This is a genomic window from Necropsobacter massiliensis (assembly GCF_000827595.2).
Classification (GTDB): Bacteria; Pseudomonadota; Gammaproteobacteria; order Enterobacterales; family Pasteurellaceae; genus Necropsobacter; species Necropsobacter massiliensis.
Genome location: NZ_LN776180.1, coordinates 115,845 through 132,946, shown reverse-complemented (window position 1 = coordinate 132,946; position 17,102 = coordinate 115,845). Strand labels below are relative to the sequence as shown.

Annotated in this window: 18 protein-coding genes and 2 tRNA genes; 16 read left to right on the top strand and 4 right to left on the bottom strand. The window is 46.8% G+C overall.

Going from position 1 to position 17,102, the window contains the following annotated elements:
• Positions 1-150: 150 nt before the first annotated feature.
• The 7 genes from aspS to ruvB all read left to right on the top strand — a co-directional run bounded on the left by aspS (position 151) and on the right by ruvB (position 6,190).
• Entirely contained in the window at positions 151-1,917 is a 1,767-nt protein-coding gene (gene aspS / locus BN3349_RS03235) for an aspartate--tRNA ligase (protein WP_040975877.1), read from the top strand.
• Positions 1,918-2,074: 157 nt separating this feature from the next.
• The gene (gene nudB / locus BN3349_RS03230; protein ID WP_040975875.1) at positions 2,075-2,530 is read left to right on the top strand and encodes a dihydroneopterin triphosphate diphosphatase; all 456 of its coding nucleotides are present in this window, start codon (positions 2,075-2,077) and stop codon (positions 2,528-2,530) included.
• Between the two features lie 91 nt (positions 2,531-2,621).
• Positions 2,622-3,362 (top strand): YebC/PmpR family DNA-binding transcriptional regulator, encoded by a 741-nt coding sequence (locus BN3349_RS03225; protein WP_032109514.1) that lies wholly within the window; start codon positions 2,622-2,624, stop codon positions 3,360-3,362.
• Between the two features lie 28 nt (positions 3,363-3,390).
• Positions 3,391-3,858 carry an ACP-like domain-containing protein gene (locus BN3349_RS03220; protein ID WP_040975873.1) on the top strand — a complete coding sequence of 156 codons (468 nt, stop codon included), beginning with the start codon at positions 3,391-3,393 and terminating at the stop codon, positions 3,856-3,858.
• Positions 3,859-3,905: 47 nt separating this feature from the next.
• Positions 3,906-4,478: a crossover junction endodeoxyribonuclease RuvC gene (gene ruvC, locus BN3349_RS03215; RefSeq protein WP_040975871.1), complete on the top strand. Its 573-nt coding sequence runs from the start codon at positions 3,906-3,908 to the stop codon at positions 4,476-4,478.
• A gap of 74 nt (positions 4,479-4,552) precedes the next feature.
• Positions 4,553-5,167 carry a Holliday junction branch migration protein RuvA gene (ruvA, locus tag BN3349_RS03210; protein ID WP_040975870.1) on the top strand — a complete coding sequence of 205 codons (615 nt, stop codon included), beginning with the start codon at positions 4,553-4,555 and terminating at the stop codon, positions 5,165-5,167.
• Between the two features lie 12 nt (positions 5,168-5,179).
• Entirely contained in the window at positions 5,180-6,190 is a 1,011-nt protein-coding gene (ruvB, locus tag BN3349_RS03205; RefSeq protein ID WP_032109517.1) for a Holliday junction branch migration DNA helicase RuvB, read from the top strand.
• Between the two features lie 46 nt (positions 6,191-6,236).
• Here ruvB and BN3349_RS03200 read toward each other — a convergent pair whose 3' ends face one another.
• From BN3349_RS03200 to BN3349_RS03190, 3 genes are all read right to left on the bottom strand, one after another.
• Complete coding sequence (locus BN3349_RS03200; RefSeq protein WP_040975868.1) at positions 6,237-7,370, bottom strand: glycerate kinase; 1,134 nt, start codon at positions 7,368-7,370, stop codon at positions 6,237-6,239.
• A 13-nt stretch (positions 7,371-7,383) separates the two neighbouring features.
• Entirely contained in the window at positions 7,384-8,760 is a 1,377-nt protein-coding gene (locus BN3349_RS03195) for a GntP family permease (RefSeq protein ID WP_040975866.1), read from the bottom strand.
• A 122-nt stretch (positions 8,761-8,882) separates the two neighbouring features.
• Entirely contained in the window at positions 8,883-9,980 is a 1,098-nt protein-coding gene (locus tag BN3349_RS03190) for a sugar diacid recognition domain-containing protein (protein ID WP_040975864.1), read from the bottom strand.
• A 179-nt stretch (positions 9,981-10,159) separates the two neighbouring features.
• On the opposite strand from BN3349_RS03190, the gene rpsO reads away from it, so the two are divergent.
• The 6 genes from rpsO to manA all read left to right on the top strand — a co-directional run bounded on the left by rpsO (position 10,160) and on the right by manA (position 15,196).
• Entirely contained in the window at positions 10,160-10,429 is a 270-nt protein-coding gene (gene rpsO, locus BN3349_RS03185; protein WP_040975862.1) for a 30S ribosomal protein S15, read from the top strand.
• Between the two features lie 370 nt (positions 10,430-10,799).
• A complete protein-coding gene (gene manX / locus BN3349_RS03180) occupies positions 10,800-11,780 on the top strand; it encodes a PTS mannose transporter subunit IIAB (RefSeq protein ID WP_040975859.1) in 981 nt (326 codons plus the stop codon).
• A 12-nt stretch (positions 11,781-11,792) separates the two neighbouring features.
• Positions 11,793-12,596, top strand: coding sequence for a PTS mannose/fructose/sorbose transporter subunit IIC (locus BN3349_RS03175; protein WP_032109523.1), 804 nt, complete (start codon positions 11,793-11,795; stop codon positions 12,594-12,596).
• A gap of 13 nt (positions 12,597-12,609) precedes the next feature.
• Entirely contained in the window at positions 12,610-13,446 is an 837-nt protein-coding gene (locus BN3349_RS03170; protein WP_040975857.1) for a PTS mannose transporter subunit IID, read from the top strand.
• A gap of 58 nt (positions 13,447-13,504) precedes the next feature.
• On the top strand, positions 13,505-13,990 hold the full coding sequence (locus tag BN3349_RS03165) for a DUF986 family protein (protein WP_040975855.1): 486 nt from the start codon (positions 13,505-13,507) through the stop codon (positions 13,988-13,990).
• Positions 13,991-15,196, top strand: coding sequence for a mannose-6-phosphate isomerase, class I (gene manA / locus BN3349_RS03160; RefSeq protein WP_040975853.1), 1,206 nt, complete (start codon positions 13,991-13,993; stop codon positions 15,194-15,196).
• A 112-nt stretch (positions 15,197-15,308) separates the two neighbouring features.
• Here manA and rnhA read toward each other — a convergent pair whose 3' ends face one another.
• Complete coding sequence (gene rnhA / locus BN3349_RS03155; protein ID WP_040975852.1) at positions 15,309-15,773, bottom strand: ribonuclease HI; 465 nt, start codon at positions 15,771-15,773, stop codon at positions 15,309-15,311.
• Positions 15,774-15,845: 72 nt separating this feature from the next.
• Here rnhA and dnaQ point away from each other — a divergent pair, with 72 nt between their 5' ends.
• From dnaQ to BN3349_RS03140, 3 genes are all read left to right on the top strand, one after another.
• Positions 15,846-16,607 (top strand): DNA polymerase III subunit epsilon, encoded by a 762-nt coding sequence (gene dnaQ, locus BN3349_RS03150; protein ID WP_040975851.1) that lies wholly within the window; start codon positions 15,846-15,848, stop codon positions 16,605-16,607.
• An 87-nt stretch (positions 16,608-16,694) separates the two neighbouring features.
• Positions 16,695-16,771: transfer RNA gene (locus tag BN3349_RS03145), tRNA-Asp, on the top strand.
• A 21-nt stretch (positions 16,772-16,792) separates the two neighbouring features.
• Positions 16,793-16,869: transfer RNA gene (locus tag BN3349_RS03140), tRNA-Asp, on the top strand.
• The last annotated feature ends 233 nt before the right edge of the window (positions 16,870-17,102 follow it).

The window sequence follows — 17,102 nt, the reverse complement described above, 5'->3', positions numbered from 1 at the left end:
TTTTATCAAACTCGGGAATGATTGGTCGGAGCAGAAAACAGGCGCTTTGAGCTGCCAATAAAGTGCGGTGAAAACAAATCATGTTTTTTTGCCTTGATTTTCGCTATAATCAGTCGGTTAATTTATCTCGTTTTATTCAAGGAATACTATATGATGCGAACTCATTATTGCGGTGCGTTAAGCCGCGAACATATCGGGCAGGAAGTGACCTTAAGCGGCTGGGTGCATAAACGCCGCGATTTGGGCGGGTTGATTTTTATTGATATGCGCGATCGCGAAGGTATCGTGCAAGTTTGTTTTGATCCGAAGTTTCCCGACGCCCTGAATGCCGCTGCGGCGCTGCGCAATGAGTTTTGTATTCAGATTAAAGGCGAAGTGATTGCCCGCCCGGACAATCAAATTAATAAAACCATGGCGACCGGCGCAGTGGAAGTGCTGGCGCAAGCCTTAACGGTTTATAACGCCTCCGAAGTGTTGCCGTTGGATTTTAATCAGAACAATACCGAAGAACAACGCTTGAAATATCGTTATCTGGATCTGCGCCGTCCGGAAATGGCGCAGCGTCTGAAAACGCGGGCGAAAATTACCGCATTTGTGCGCCGTTTTATGGATGCCAACGGCTTTTTAGACATTGAAACGCCGATGCTGACCAAAGCCACACCGGAAGGCGCGCGCGATTATCTGGTGCCGAGCCGCGTGCATAAGGGCAAATTCTACGCGTTGCCGCAATCGCCGCAATTATTTAAACAGTTACTGATGATGTCCGGTTTTGATCGTTATTATCAGATCGTAAAATGTTTCCGTGATGAAGATTTGCGCGCTGATCGCCAGCCGGAATTTACCCAGATTGATGTGGAAACCTCATTTTTAACCGCACCGCAAGTGCGTGAGATTATGGAACGGATGATTCGCGGTTTGTGGCAAGATACGCTCGGCGTGGATTTGGGCGCATTCCCGGTGATGACTTGGCAAGAAGCTATGCAACGTTTCGGTTCTGACAAACCGGATCTGCGTAACCCGCTGGAAATGGTGGATGTAGCGGATATTGTCAAAGACGTGGATTTCAAAGTCTTCAGCGTCCCGGCGCAAGACCCGAACGGTCGCGTCACAGTGATCCGCGTGCCGAACGGCGCCAGTATCACACGTAAACAAATTGACGAATATACGCAATTCGTCGGCATTTACGGTGCGAAAGGGTTGGCGTGGTTGAAAGTCAATGAGCTAAATGCCGGCTTAGACGGCGTACAAAGCCCGATTGCCAAATTTTTAAACGAAGCAAAAATCAAGGCGATTTTAGACCGCACTTCGGCGCAAAGCGGCGATATTTTGTTCTTCGGTGCGGATAAATGGAATGTGGCGACCGATGCCATGGGCGCATTGCGTTTGAAACTCGGGCGCGATTTAGGCTTAACCCGTTCGGACGAATGGCGGCCGCTTTGGGTGATCGACTTCCCGATGTTTGAACGTGATGACGAAGGTCATTTAGCCGCAATGCACCACCCGTTCACCTCGCCGAAAGATTTTACCCCGCAGCAGTTGGAAGCCGATCCGACCAGTGCGGTGGCAAATGCTTATGATATGGTGATTAACGGCTACGAAGTGGGCGGCGGTTCGGTGCGTATCTTCAACCCGCACATGCAGCAAACCGTGTTCAGCATTTTAGGCATTGATGAACAGCAGCAGCGCGAAAAATTCGGCTTCCTGCTTGATGCGTTAAAATTCGGTACACCACCGCACGCCGGGCTTGCATTCGGGCTGGATCGGTTAGTCATGTTGCTCACCGGCACTGATAACATTCGCGATGTAATCGCCTTCCCGAAAACTACTGCGGCAGCCTGTCTGATGACCGAAGCACCGAGCGCGGCAAATCCGCAGGCCCTGGCGGAATTGGGGATTGCAGTGGCAAAAAGCGAATAAAATTTAGCTTGAAGGGCGTATTGGCGGGCGCCCTTTTTCTGTAATCCGTTCGCCGTGTGTATCGCTTTGAATGCCAAGATGTTCTTGCAAGGAATAGGATTGCGTTTCCGTTTATTGTGAAAAGCCGTCTTTATTTATCTCAGAATCAACAACACCGATGAAATATAAAAATCCTCATTCCATTCTTGCCGTGATCTATGCTGAAAATACCGGGCGAGTTTTGATGCTACGGCGCCGAGACGATCCCGCGTTCTGGCAATCGGTGACCGGTTCGCTGGAGGACGGCGAATTTGCCCGTCAGGCAGCGATGCGGGAAGTGAAAGAAGAAACGGGCATTGATATTGCGGCGCAGCGGTTGAATTTAATTGATTGCAAAGACAGCATAAAATTTGAAATTTTTCCGCATTTTCGGTATAAATACGCGCCGAATGTCACACATTGCACAGAATATCGATTTTTGCTGGCACTGCCGCAGGAGGCAACGCCGATGTTAAGCGAACATTCGGCGTATCAATGGCTGGAACCGCAGCAAGCGGCGGCGATAACTAAATCGCCAAATAATGCGCAGGCAATCAAAAAGTATTTAATCAATAAAAGTGCGGTTGAAAAATAGCAAATTTTTAACCGCACTTTCGAGACGATAATCACGTTTCTGCTTTGCTGCGGCAAAGACCGAAACGGGAGCAACTTAAAAGGAAAATAATATGGCAGGACATAGTAAGTGGGCCAATATCAAACACCGCAAAGCGGCACAAGACGCACAGCGTGGTAAAATCTTCACCAAATTAATTCGCGAATTAGTTACGGCGGCGAAAATCGGCGGCGGCGATGCCGGCTCGAACCCGCGCTTGCGTGCGGCGATTGATAAAGCGCTGGCTAGCAATATGACTCGCGATACCATTAATCGTGCCATTGACCGCGGCGTGGGCGGTGGCGATGATACCAATATGGAAACAAAAATTTACGAGGGTTACGGTCCGGGCGGAACTGCGGTGATGGTTGAGTGTCTAAGTGATAACGCCAACCGTACTATTTCGCAGGTGCGCCCAAGTTTTACTAAATGCGGCGGCAATCTGGGCACGGAAGGTTCGGTCGGTTATTTATTCAGCAAGAAAGGATTGATCTTGATCGAAAACGGTGACGAAGACGCATTAACCGAAGCCGCAATTGAAGCAGGCGCCGACGACATTCAGCCGCAGGATGACGGCAGTTTCGAAATCTATACCGCATGGGAAGATTTAAGCGCGGTGCGTGATGCTATTGAAGCGGCAGGATTTAAAATTCAGGAAGCGGAAGTCACGATGATCCCATCGACAACCGTGGATCTGGATGCGGAAACCGCACCGAAATTATTAAGATTGATTGATATGCTGGAAGATTGCGATGACGTGCAGAACGTTTATCATAACGGCGAAATCAGCGATGAGGTCGCCGCATTGCTTTAATTGACAAAAGATTTTTCAGGAGAAACCAATGAAATTTATTTCCTCTTTAGCATTAATCGGTTTATCAGTCGCATTAGTCGGCTGTGATGATAAACCACAACCCGCGTCGACTAATGCTCAGCCATCGGCTCAAACGCAGGAAGCCGCCAAAGCGCAGGCACCCGCAGAGCAACAGGCTGTGACTAAAACGGTAGAATATGCCTGCGGCGTTGACAGCAATGAACCGGTTATCGTCACTTATCGTTTTGAGGGGCCGGATGCTGTTTCAGCAGAGGTGGCTTATAAAGGTCAGAGCGTATCCGCTTCCGGCTTTATGCGCGATATGGACGATAAGGAGAGCGCCAGATTTACCAGCGCGGACAAATTCGTCTGGGTAGCCGATAACTTGACGCTGGATAACCTCGATAAAGTTAGCGGCAATATGTTATATATCGACGGTAAAGAATCCGATGAGATTCTGGTAAAATACTGCTCGACACCGAAATCGGTTAAATAATCGGGGATAAGCGGGCAATAGCTCGCTTATTTTTTGCAGTAAGCTGTATGACGGTTATTTTAGGTATTGACCCCGGTTCGCGCGTCACCGGTTATGGCGTGATCCGCCAGCAGGGGCGGCAGTTGGATTATCTCGGCAGTGGTGCTATTCGCACACTGGCGGAGGATTTGCCGACCCGACTGAAACGCATTTATGCTGGCGTGACAGAAATTATCACTCAGTTTCAACCGCATATGTTCGCCATTGAAGAAGTGTTTCTGGCCAAAAACGCCAATTCTGCGCTGAAGCTCGGGCAAGCGCGCGGCACGGCGATTGTTGCGGCGGTGAATCATGATTTGCCGGTATTCGAATATGCTGCGCGGTTGGTGAAGCAGACGGTGGTAGGCACCGGTTCGGCGGATAAAAAACAGGTGCAGGATATGGTTACGCGTATTCTGAAATTATCCGATACGCCGCAGGCTGATGCCGCAGACGCGCTGGCGATTGCGATCACTCATGCGCATTCAATACAACATTCGCTGCGTGTAGCAGACAGCGTGAACACCATGGAAACACCGGAAAAAATGACCGCACTTTTACGCACGCGATACAGCCGCGGACGTTTTCGGCTTAAAATCTAACGATAAATAAAACTGGATATTTATCCAGTTTTATTTTATGCTAAGGAAAATTTTTAGCCAAGGTAAATCACATTATGATTGGTCGTTTAAAAGGGGTGCTGATTGAAAAGCAGCCGCCGGAAATTTTGTTGGACGTGCAGGGTGTCGGTTATGAACTGCTGCTGCCGATGACCAGTTTTTATAATCTGCCGGAAACCGGGCAGGAAGTCACATTATTTACCCATCTGAGTGTGCGCGAAGACGCTCATTTATTATTCGGATTCTCGCATAAAAATGACCGCACTTTATTCCGCGAATTGATTAAAACCAACGGCGTCGGGCCGAAACTGGCGCTGGCTATTCTTTCAGCAATGTCGGTGACGGAATTTGCATACGCTATTGAACGGGAAGAATTATCCCGCCTGACCAAAATTCCGGGAGTCGGCAAAAAAACGGCGGAACGTTTATTGGTGGAATTAAAAGGCAAATTCAACGGTTTGCAGCAAGCGGATTTCTTTGTGCAGAGTAATCGCTTGCCGGCGGTAGAGAAAAACCCATCGCATGTGGATAGTCAATCGGATGATGCGGTGGCTGCCTTAATCGCACTGGGCTATAAACAAAATGACGCCGAGAAAATGGTGAAAAAAGTCGCAAAACCAGAATTAAACAGCGAACAGCTCATTCGTGAAGCATTAAAAGCCGCTTTATAAAAGATAAATAAAATGATTGAAGCAGACAGAATTATCAGTGCCGGCGCTAAAGCGGACGATGAATATATCGACCGTGCGATTCGCCCCAAATTACTGACCGATTATGTGGGACAACCGCAGGTACGCGGGCAGATGGAAATTTTTATTCAGGCGGCAAAATTGCGCCAGGATGCGTTGGATCACCTGCTGATTTTCGGCCCGCCGGGTTTGGGCAAAACCACATTAGCCAATATTGTCGCCAATGAAATGGGCGTGAATATTCGTACCACCTCGGGACCGGTATTGGAAAAGGCCGGTGATCTGGCGGCAATGCTGACTAATCTAGAACCGCACGATGTGCTGTTTATTGATGAAATACACCGCTTATCGCCGGCGATTGAAGAAGTGCTTTATCCCGCCATGGAAGATTATCAGCTGGATATCATGATCGGCGAAGGTCCCGCCGCCCGTTCGATTAAACTGGATTTGCCGCCGTTTACCTTGATTGGCGCAACCACGCGCGCGGGTTCGCTGACCTCGCCATTGCGGGATCGATTCGGTATTGTACAACGCTTGGAATTTTATTCGGTGGCGGATTTAACTTCAATCGTAACTCGTAGCGCCGCCTGTTTAAATTTAACCATTGAACCTGCCGCCGCGCAGGAAATCGCATGTCGTTCACGGGGCACGCCGCGCATCGCCAACCGGTTACTGCGCCGTGTGCGCGATTATGCGGATGTCAAAAACGGAGGCGTGATTTCCGTTGCGATTTCGGAATCCGCATTATCCATGTTGGATGTCGATCCTGCCGGTTTTGATTTTATGGATCGCAAACTGCTCAGCGCGATTATCGAACGCTTTGACGGCGGCCCGGTTGGTTTAGACAACCTTGCCGCTGCTATCGGCGAGGAGCGCGATACTATTGAAGATGTACTGGAACCCTATTTAATTCAACAGGGTTTTTTACAACGCACCCCACGCGGGCGCATCGCCACATCAAGAACTTATCGGCATTTTGGGGTGGAGAAAATCGTTGATGAATAAAAGCAAGTGGAAAGACAGGGCAAATTAACTTGCCCCGTAGCTATTATTATTTCAGTAGTTGATACAGTTTTGCGACATTCTGTGCGGTAGAAATTAAATTTTCCCGACCGCACTTTAATGTATCTTCCAGACTTTGAACCTGACGGATAATCGGAAAGACAGCGTCAATGCCGTTTTCATAAATTGCCTCGTAATCTTCCCGTAAGCTACCAACGATAGCGATAACCGGTTTATTAAAGATTTTTGCCGTTTTTGCAACACCAATCGGTGTTTTGCCACGAGCGCTTTGCCCGTCCATTCGACCTTCTCCGGTAATCACTACATCAGCATCTTTAATACGCTCCTTTAGATTTAGGGTGTCAGTAATAATATTCACGCCTGATTTCAACCGCACTTTCGGCAACAGTAATAGACCACCACCCATACCACCCGCTGCACCGGTACCCGGTGTATCGCGAATATTCAGCCCGCATTGCTGCTCGGCAATCTGTGAAAAATGTAACAGCGCATTGTCCAGTATGTGTATCATTTCCGCAGTTGCGCCTTTTTGTGGACCGAATATTGCTGTAGCACCGCTTTCTCCGCAAAGAGGATTATCGACGTCGCAAGCAACGTCCAGTTCTATTTGTTGTAAGCGGGGATCCAGTTTGCTGAGGTCAATGGTTTTAATCTGCGTTAAATTTTCACCACCGAAAGCAATCTGTTCATTTTGCTGATTAAGAAATTTTGCACCCAATGCTTGCAACATGCCGACTCCACCGTCATTAGTAGCGCTACCGCCAATGCCCAGTATGATTTTTTTTATACCATAATCAAGTGCGGCGCGAATCAGTTCACCTGTGCCGAAGCTAGTGGTTTTTAACGGATTGCGTTGTGGCGAGGGAACTAGGTGTAACCCTGAGGCGGCAGCCATTTCGATAATAGCGGTTTGATTGTCACCGGATAATCCGAAAAAAGCAGATACTTTGTTACCCAACGGCGCACATACTTCGACATTGATCAGTTTTCCCTGAGTGGCATCCACCAGTGATTGAACGGTGCCTTCCCCGCCGTCGGCCATTGGGATTTTGACATATATGGCGTCAGGAAAAATTTTTCTGAATCCGATTTCGATCGCCTCCGCTACTTCTAATGCGGTCAGGCTTTCTTTAAAACTATCCGGAGCAATGACGAATTTCATTATTGTTCTCCCGTTACAGTAAGATTAAAGAGAGTATATAGACACTTAACATACCGACAATACCCATGATGAACGTTAGCATGGTTTGTGTTCGGTAACCTTGCTGCGGCGTCATTTTTGAGAAGTTAGTGACTACCCAGAAGTAGCTGTCATTGGCATGAGAAATACACATTGCACCGGCAGCGATAGCCATTACCGTTAATGCGGCGGCTATTTCAGAGGTTAATCCCAAGGCATTCATGAGTGAATCACTTGCATCAAACATGCCCATAATTGCTGCTGTTGTGATCATTGCGACCGTTGAGCTACCCTGTGCAGTTTTTAGAACCGCTGAAATAATGAATGGGAAGAAAATACCAGCTGTACTGATAATATGTGCATTTTGTTTAATGTATTCGACAAAACCGGCTTCTATGATTACTTTGCCTAACACGCCACCTGCGGCAGTAATAAATAGAATCGGTCCGACGATTTTCAACGTATCATTAGTGAAAGCGTCAAATTCTTTCATTTTGCTGGAATTCAGCAATAAGAATACTGAAAAGATGACTCCGACCGCTAATGCAATGATCGGATTGCCCAAGAATAGAATTAAATCACCGGCAAAACCCCCCATTCCTATGATTTTGGCGATAGAGCCCAATGCCATTAGTAGAATCGGCATGAGGATTGGTGCAAGGCTTAAGAAACCGTTCGGTAATTTACCGTATTGTTTAATTAATTCATCATAACTTTGAGTAATGACGGTATCGGCCTCGGTCTCTGATAAGATAACCTGTTTACCGATTCGTTTGGCAAAAATATAACTGGCGATTAATACCGGTATGGAGACGATTAGCCCCATGACAATAACCAATAGTAGATTGTGGCTTAAACCGACCGCACCCGCTACCGCTATTGGTCCCGGTGTTGGTGGAATAAATACGTGTGCAGTATAGAGACCGCCACTTAGCGCTACCGCTGTTCCTACCGGATTTGCCGCAATTTTTTTGCGGATTGCTTCTCGAATCGGATTTAAAACTACGAAGCCGCTGTCACAAAAGACCGGAATACCGACAACCCAGCCCATAATCAACATAGCGAGTTCGGGGCGTTTTTGTCCGACAATATTGACTACCATATCTGCTAATTTAAGTGCGGCACCGGTTTTTTCCAGAATTGTACCGATAATAGCACCGAAAATGATGACGATACCGATACTTTTAAATGTGCCACTGAAACCTTCGCCGACAATTGCCGGGATTTTGTTTAGACTGATGCCGGCTATCAGAGCAAGCAACAGGGAGATTGTCATTAGCGCTAAGAAAGGATGAACTTTCAGTTTTGCAATCATCCAGATCATAACGATAATGGCAATAATAAAACAGATAATCAGTGCTATACCGCTCATAGAAAAACCCCTTGTGTTGTTGAGATCCTATGTTGATTATTATCGCTTTAAGTTAAAAATGCTTTGTAAAAAAATACAATTAAATGACCTGAAATGGTATTTAATTGTGTTTTTATCTAATTCTATCTAGTCAGTATAGTGCTTAAATAAAGTATGAATAAATCATCTATCTTATTGAAAGATAAGGAAGTTATTTGTGATATCTTATGCAGTCGATAACGCAGCGTATTAATGTGAATGAACAATTTTTGACTAGTGAGAGACGGATCACAATTTGATAAAAAATATTGTTGCAGCGTTTTGCGTAATTGACGATGTGGATCTTGCCGATAGAGCTTTTGTAATGGTTTTAACAATTCTTCCGCTTGCCAAGAATCGGTCAAATTGTCCAGTAAAACCGGCAGCTGATATTGTTCAAAAAAATAGAATGTCCGTTTGGGATAACATTTCTGCCCATAATTTAAGGTGCTAACTGCGGTTTTATAAGAAAAGTGCAGCTTGAATTCATTCTCTAAGCAGGCCCCAACGGCGATTTTATAGCTATGCGGTGGGCTGTTTGGCGGTAGTAATTTATCTAGTTGTTTGATATCGGTTTGTTGTGCAAGGGTTAGAACGGCGACAGTGTTTAGCGACAGAATCGCTAAATGATGCTTGAATTGCGGTTGATTTAAATAGGTTACCAGCTCCTGTAATTGTTCGCTGGAAGATTGGCAGAGTTTAATAATGACAACAACGTAAGGTAAATCAAGGTTGATATTAAAAAACGCCGCCTGACTTTTAAGTGCATTGATTTGCAGTTTTTCATTTAACAAATGTAAAATAAATTCCTCTTTATAACGATATGCCCAGCGTTCTCGTTCGAGTAAAATTTGTTGTTCAATAATCAGTTCGGCTGTCATTTTAACCAACTCGGCATAGGAGCGAACTTTTTCAGGTTCGCCGGAAATACCGACTACGCCGAGTGTATTACCTAAATAATTAATTGGTACGTTAATGCCGGGCTTAGTGCCAAAATCCCATTTGCGAGCCAATTCATCATCAATTTCAACAACTCTATTTTCCCGAATTGCCACAACCGCACCGATATGTTTTTGGTTCAAGCGAGAACAATCCCCGGAGGCAATAATGATCCCGTTTTTATCCATAACATTAACTGAATTATGGATGATATTCATCGCCCGCTTTACAATCTTCTGCGCCGTTTGCTTATTCAGTTCCATTTGTCGAATCCTATTGTTACCGTGGATATAAAATAATACTATGATAAATTCAGCCACCGCTAATAATATTTATTGCATTTTCCCCCTCCGATGTTAAAATTTGCGTTCATTTGTCGTCGCTGAGTTAGAGATCGGCGAACGATGTATTGTTAACAAAGCCTATTTAAGAGGATTTTATTATGTCTCTAAGCACAGAAAAAAAAGCGGCAATTGTTGCCGAGTTTGGTCGTGACGCGAAAGATACCGGTTCTTCCGAAGTACAGATCGCATTATTAACCGCGCAGATTAACCATCTGCAAGCTCACTTTGCGGAGCATAAAAAGGATCACCATGGTCGTCGCGGTTTGTTGCGTATGGTTTCCCGTCGTCGTAAACTGTTGGACTATTTAAAACGTACCAATCTTGAGCTTTATGCTTCGACTATTGCTCGTTTAGGTTTACGTCGCTAATTGTTACAATTTGTTTGAAAAAGCTTCCGTTAATCGGGAGCTTTTTTTGTGCGGATAAGCAAAAAAGTGCGGTGAAATTTTTGTCAAAATCACCGCACTTTTCTCCGGCTGCGCTATATTTTTGTTAGTAAAACTGATGTTGTGCGTAAATTAATGGAGTTTTATTTCTAAAATATAAAAAATAAATATCAAAACCCAATTCATTCTTCAGTCTGTTGGCTTAATTTGTGATTAGCGTCACAAAATAAAACAATTTTTATCTCAAATTCGTGATCGCAATCACATTATTCTGGAGCGTTTTCATTTACAATCCGCCGGTCAAATAATTCTATTTGATTTGAGCCACTTTTATTATGTTTAAGGAGTCAGAATGACGATTGCGATCATCATAGCAACACACGGTGTGGCGGCGGAGCAACTGCTGAAAACCACCGAAATGTTGATCGGTGAGCAAGATGACGTAGCCACCATTGATTTCGTGCCCGGCGAAAATGCTGAAACGATTATGGCGAAATATCAGGAACAACTCGCGACCAGCTTATCCCATTGTGATCAGGTATTATTCCTTGTGGATACTTGGGGCGGCAGTCCGTTTAACGCCGCAAACCGCGTCGCCGAAGGCAAAGACAATATGGATATTGTCACCGGTGTGAATGTTCCGATGTTGGTAGAAACCTTTATGGCCCGCGATGACGGTCCGAATTTATCGGAATTGGTTGCCATTGCATTGGAAACAGGCCGTGCCGGTGTTCGTGCATTAAAATATGTTGAACCGGAAGTTACCGTGCCGGCAACAGTTGCGCCAGCACAGCCGACACCCGCGCCGCAACAGATTGTGCAGGCGAATAAAGAAGGACATTTAATCGTCGGTCTTGCCCGCATTGATGATCGCTTGATTCACGGTCAGGTCGCTACCCGCTGGACGAAAGAAAGCCGAGTCAGTCGCATTATTGTGGTAAACGATGATGTGGCAAAAGATCAGGTACGTTCCACTATGCTGAAAAGCGTGGCGCCGCCGGGAGTGACCGCCCATGTTGTCAACGTGGATAAAATGATCCGAGTTTATAACAATCCGGAATATGCCAATGAACGCGTCATGCTGTTATTTACCAACCCTGCCGATGTGCTGAAGCTGCTGGAGGCCGGTGTCGATATGAAATCGATTAATATCGGCGGTATGGCGTATAAAGAGGGCAAAAAGCAAATTACCAGTGCGGTATGCGTTGATGATAACGATATTGCGGCGTTTAAAGCTATTGATGGTATGGGAATCGAGCTTGATGTGCGCAAAGTCTCCAATGATACGCGTCAGCACATGATGGATTTATTAAAGAAACATAACTTAGTTTAAGGAATATTCACGATGGAAATTTCAACACTCCAAGTCATACTCGTTTTTATCGTTGCCTGTATATGCGGTATGGGCTCGATTCTTGATGAGTTTCAGACCCACCGTCCGTTAATCGCCTGTACCCTGATTGGTCTGGTGCTGGGCGATATTAAAACCGGCATTATTGTTGGCGGTTCCTTAGAATTGCTGGCGCTCGGTTGGATGAATATCGGTGCAGCGCTGGCGCCCGATGCGGCACTGGCTTCGGTGATTTCCACTATTCTGGTTATCGTCGGCGGTCAGGAAATTACCACCGGTATCGCGATTGCCATTCCGCTGGCGGCGGCAGGTCAGGTTCTGACTTACGTCGTTCGTGCGATTACCGTCGGTTTTCAACACGCGGCGGATAAATCCATTCAAGACGGCAATCTGACCCGTTTGGACTGGATCCATTGCAGCGCGTTGTTATTACAGGCGATGCGTATTGCCATTCCGGCCCTAATTGTGGCGCTCACCGCCGGTACGGATGTTGTTCAGTCCATGTTGCACGCGATTCCTGAGGTGGTTACCAACGGGCTTAAAATCGCCGGCGGTATCATTGCCGTAGTTGGTTATGCCATGGTTATCAACATGATGCGTGCCGGTCACTTAATGCCGTTTTTCTACGCTGGTTTCGTTGTTGCCGCTTTCACTGATTTCAATCTGGTGGCGTTAGGTGTTCTCGGCGCGATTATGGCGGCGCTGTATATTCAGTTGCACCCGAAATACAACCAAAGCAAACAAGTGGTGCAGGTTGTCGCAAACGGCAATGATGACCTTGATAACAGATTAGATTAATAGGGTAAAAAACATGACTACAGAAATTAAAAAAGTAACCCAGCGTGATTTAAACTCCGTGGTACTGCGCTCCAACCTGTTTCAGGGCTCATGGAACTTTGAACGTATGCAAGCGCTCGGCTTCGCTTATTCTATGGTGCCGGTAATTAAACGCTTATACCCGGATCCGAACTCGCCGGAACGCAAAGATGCAATTAAACGTCATTTGGAATTCTTTAACACTCAGCCGTTTATGGCAGCACCGGTATTGGGCGTGACCATTGCGATGGAAGAAGAGCGTGCCAACGGTAAAGAAATCGACGATGCCGCCATTAACGGGATTAAAGTGGGATTAATGGGACCATTAGCCGGGGTCGGCGACCCGATTTACTGGGGTACCGCACGTCCGGTATTCGCTGCCCTAGGCGCGGGCTTGGCATTAAGCGGCAGTCTTTTAGGTCCGATTCTGTTCTTCTTATTATTTAACCTAGTTCGTTTTGCCACTCGTTACTACGGTGTCACCTATGGCTATCGCAAAGGGCTGGATGTGGTGCAGGATATGAGCGGCGGTTTATTGCAGAAACTGACCGAAGGCGCGTCGATTCTCGGTTTGTTTATTATGGGGGCGTTGGTGCAGAAATGGACCAGTATTCATGTGCCGCTGGTCGTGTCCGTGATTGAAAAACAAGACGGCACCGTAGAAACCACCACTGTACAAAGCATTCTGGACAGCTTAATGCCGGGTTTGTTGCCGTTATTGTTCACTTTTGCCTGTATGTGGTTATTACGCAACCGCGTCAATGCGTTATGGATTATCGCCGGTATTTTTGTTATCGGTATCTTCGGCGCTTGGACAGGCATTCTTGCCTAGCTTATAATAGGCGCATTGTGGCGGGCTTTCACGCCCGCCTTTTAGTTTTATTTAAGCTATGATCGAGATCCTCCTACTGAGCGGCATTGTGCTGTTTTTTATTTACGCTTTTTACGATCAGTTCGGCATGGACTGGTTGAAAGGCGAAACTCGCCTAAAAGTGCGGTTAAAAAAACGGGCAAAAATTGACGCGCTGATTTTTATCGCGCTTATTGCCGTTATGCTTTATCAGACCCAGGCGAATATCCGCCCGCTAACCCTGTATTTATTGGCGACCGCCGTGATCCTCAGCCTGTATATTGCATTTATCCGCTTTCCCGTATTGATTTTGAAAGCAAACGGCTTTTTTTATGAAAATCTGTTTATCCGCTATGAGAAAATCCGTCAAATCAACCTTGCCGACGGCAATATACTGGTTATTGAGTTAAACAACGGCAAACGGCTTATTGCACCGCTGCACGACCCACAAGATACGGCAAAAGTGGTGGCATTTTTCGGTGGTTATAAACAAACGGCGGTGGCAAACCGCAGCAAGGAAAGTTAAATGAACGACATTTATATTCTGAAAGGCAGTCTACAGCACTATCAATGGGGCGGCGGGCATTACCTTCCCGCATTGCTCGGTTTTCCCGAACAGACAAATCAGCATTATGCGGAATGGTGGCTCGGCGCTCATCCGTCTTCGCCCTCAATGCTGGAAATCGACGGCAACTGGCAGCCTTTGACCGCATTTTTAGCGGAAAATCCGACCGCACTTGGAAATGACAGTCGCAAAAAGTTCGGCAATCAGCTGCCGTATTTATTAAAAATTCTGGATGTGGAAAAGCCGCTTTCCATTCAGCTGCATCCGACCAAACAGCAAGCCGAAGCCGGCTTTGCGCGGGAAAATGCCGCCGGTATCGCCTTAAATGCGCCGACCCGCACTTATAAAGATGATAATCATAAACCGGAAATGATGATCGCGCTTTCTGACTTTTGGCTATTGCACGGCTTTAAACCCAAAGCAGATATTATCGCCGCGTTAAATGCCCGTCCTTCACTGGCAGCGCTGGCGGAAAAATTGACCGTGCAGGATCTGCACAGCTTTTATGCCGATATCATGCAGGCATCTCAAGCACAGCTTGCTGACTGGCTGCATCCGATTATTACACACAACAACAGCGCTTATGCCGCAGACCGACTGACCCCGGATAACCCCGATTACTGGGTACTCTACAGCATGTCAGCCATGGACATTCGCCCAGATAAACTGGATCCGGGCTTAATCTGTTTTTATTTATTCAATATCGTGCATACCAGACCGGGCGAGGGCATTTATCAGGACGCCGGCATTCCGCACGCTTATCTGCGCGGGCAGAATATCGAATTAATGGCGTGTTCCGATAACGTGATTCGTGGCGGTTTAACGCCCAAGCATGTGGATATTGCGCAGTTGCTGCAAGTGGTGGATTGCCGTGAGGTCGCGCCGAAAATTATTCCTGCCGCACCGCATGATCGCGCGCAGTTCACTTATTCTACACCGGCGCAGGATTTTGCCTTAACCCACCTTCGATATGCTGCCGCCGACCGTCTGCACGGACAGGCGCACAGTGCTGAGATTGTGCTGGTGATGCAAGGGGCAGTGAAAATCGCCTCAACTCACAGCACACTAACGCTGACACAGGGCGAATCCGCGTTTATTTGTGCAGATACCCACTATGTCATAGACGCGGTGCGGGCAGGTTATGCCGTTGTGGCAAAACTGCCGTAATTTCAAGCCAGCATGCGTACAATGGCAATAAAAGTGCGGTGATTTTTTCAGCAAAATAAAAAACTTACCGAAAAACCACCGCACTTTATTCCGTGTCTCAGCGGATGAGCCTTTATTCCGCCGTATAGCCTGTATCTTCCAGTGTCGGATGCGCTGCGCCCTGTTTTGCCAGTTGATCGCAGAGCTCGTTTTCCCGGTGCCCGCTGTGACCTTTTACCCATTGCCAATGAATGTCATGCGCTTGCACCGCGTGATCCAGTGCAATCCACAGATCCTGATTTTTCACCGGATGACCGCCGGCGGCTTTCCAGTTGTTTTTTTTCCAGTTGAAAATCCATTGTGTGATCCCGTTTTTCATATATTGGCTGTCGCTGTGCAGCGTTACCGTGCAAGGCTCTTTTAAACTGCGCAGTGCGGTAATCACTGCCAGCAGCTCCATACGATTGTTGGTGGTACGGAAATAGCCCTGCGAAAGTTGTTTCTCGTGTGCGCCGTAACGCCACAACACGCCGATACCGCCCGGGCCGGGATTCCCTAGACAGGAACCGTCGGTAAAAATCTCAATCTGTTTGCGCATAAATTTAGACTACTCATTTTGTATAAATCAGGCGATAATAGCGCAAATTGATTTAAAGATATAGCGAAACTCATGACTATCAGCATAAATACTAATCGCCAGATCGTGCTGGATACGGAAACCACCGGTATGAACCAGTTCGGCGCCCATTACGAAGGTCACTGCATTATTGAAATCGGTGCGGTGGAAATGATTAATCGCCGTTATACCGGGCGCAAGCTGCATTTATATATTAAGCCCGACCGCCCGGTGGATCCCGAGGCGATTAAGGTTCACGGCATTACCGATGAAATGTTGCAGGACAAACCGGCCTTTGCGGCGGTGGCGGAAGAATTTATCGAGTTTATTAAAGGCGCGGAACTGTTGATTCACAACGCGCCCTTCGATGTGGGTTTTATGGATTACGAATTCGCGAAGCACGGCATCAAGGTGAAAACCGATGAAATCTGTCTGGTTACTGATACGCTGCAAATGGCGCGCAAAACCTATCCCGGCAAACGAAACAGCTTAGATGCCTTATGTGAACGGTTAAATATTGATAACAGTAAGCGTACTCTGCACGGTGCGTTATTGGATGCGGAGATTCTGGGCGATGTGTATCTGGCGATGACCGGCGGTCAGACCAGCCTGTTTGACTACAACGAACAGGAAACCCTATACAGTGCCTCTGTAACGGAACAGCAAAGTGCGGTGGCTTTTTCCCATAATTTGAAACTGTTGCTGCCGAGCGAGGAAGAGTTGCAGGCGCATCAGGATTATCTGCGGCTGATAAACAAAAAAAGCAAGGATAACTGCCTGTGGGATAAGGTGGCGGAAACGGAGAATCTGCATTAACGTTCATGGATTAAGCAACCGGGCGGGAAAGCATAAAAATCGCTTGACGAGCATGCTATTCATGATTATTATGCCTCCACTTAACGCGGAGCGGTAGTTCAGCTGGTTAGAATACCTGCCTGTCACGCAGGGGGTCGCGGGTTCGAGTCCCGTCCGTTCCGCCAATTTATTTACACCTCAGATACGGAGCGGTAGTTCAGCTGGTTAGAATACCTGCCTGTCACGCAGGGGGTCGCGGGTTCGAGTCCCGTCCGTTCCGCCAATCTTGGTGAGATTTAAGGTTAATAAGCACTTTTTAGTGCTTTTTTGCTTTTTCGTCTCTTCCTTTTGGGTTAAACATAGTTTCGGTTCGTTTTAGGTTGCCTTCGATGTGCGAGAAGGCAAGTCGTGTTGCGCTAAACACAGCTTGCGTAGATCAATTTTTCATTCCCCCTGAAATCCGCTATAATGCCCGCCATTGATAAATACCGCATAAGTGCGGTTGATTATAAAGAG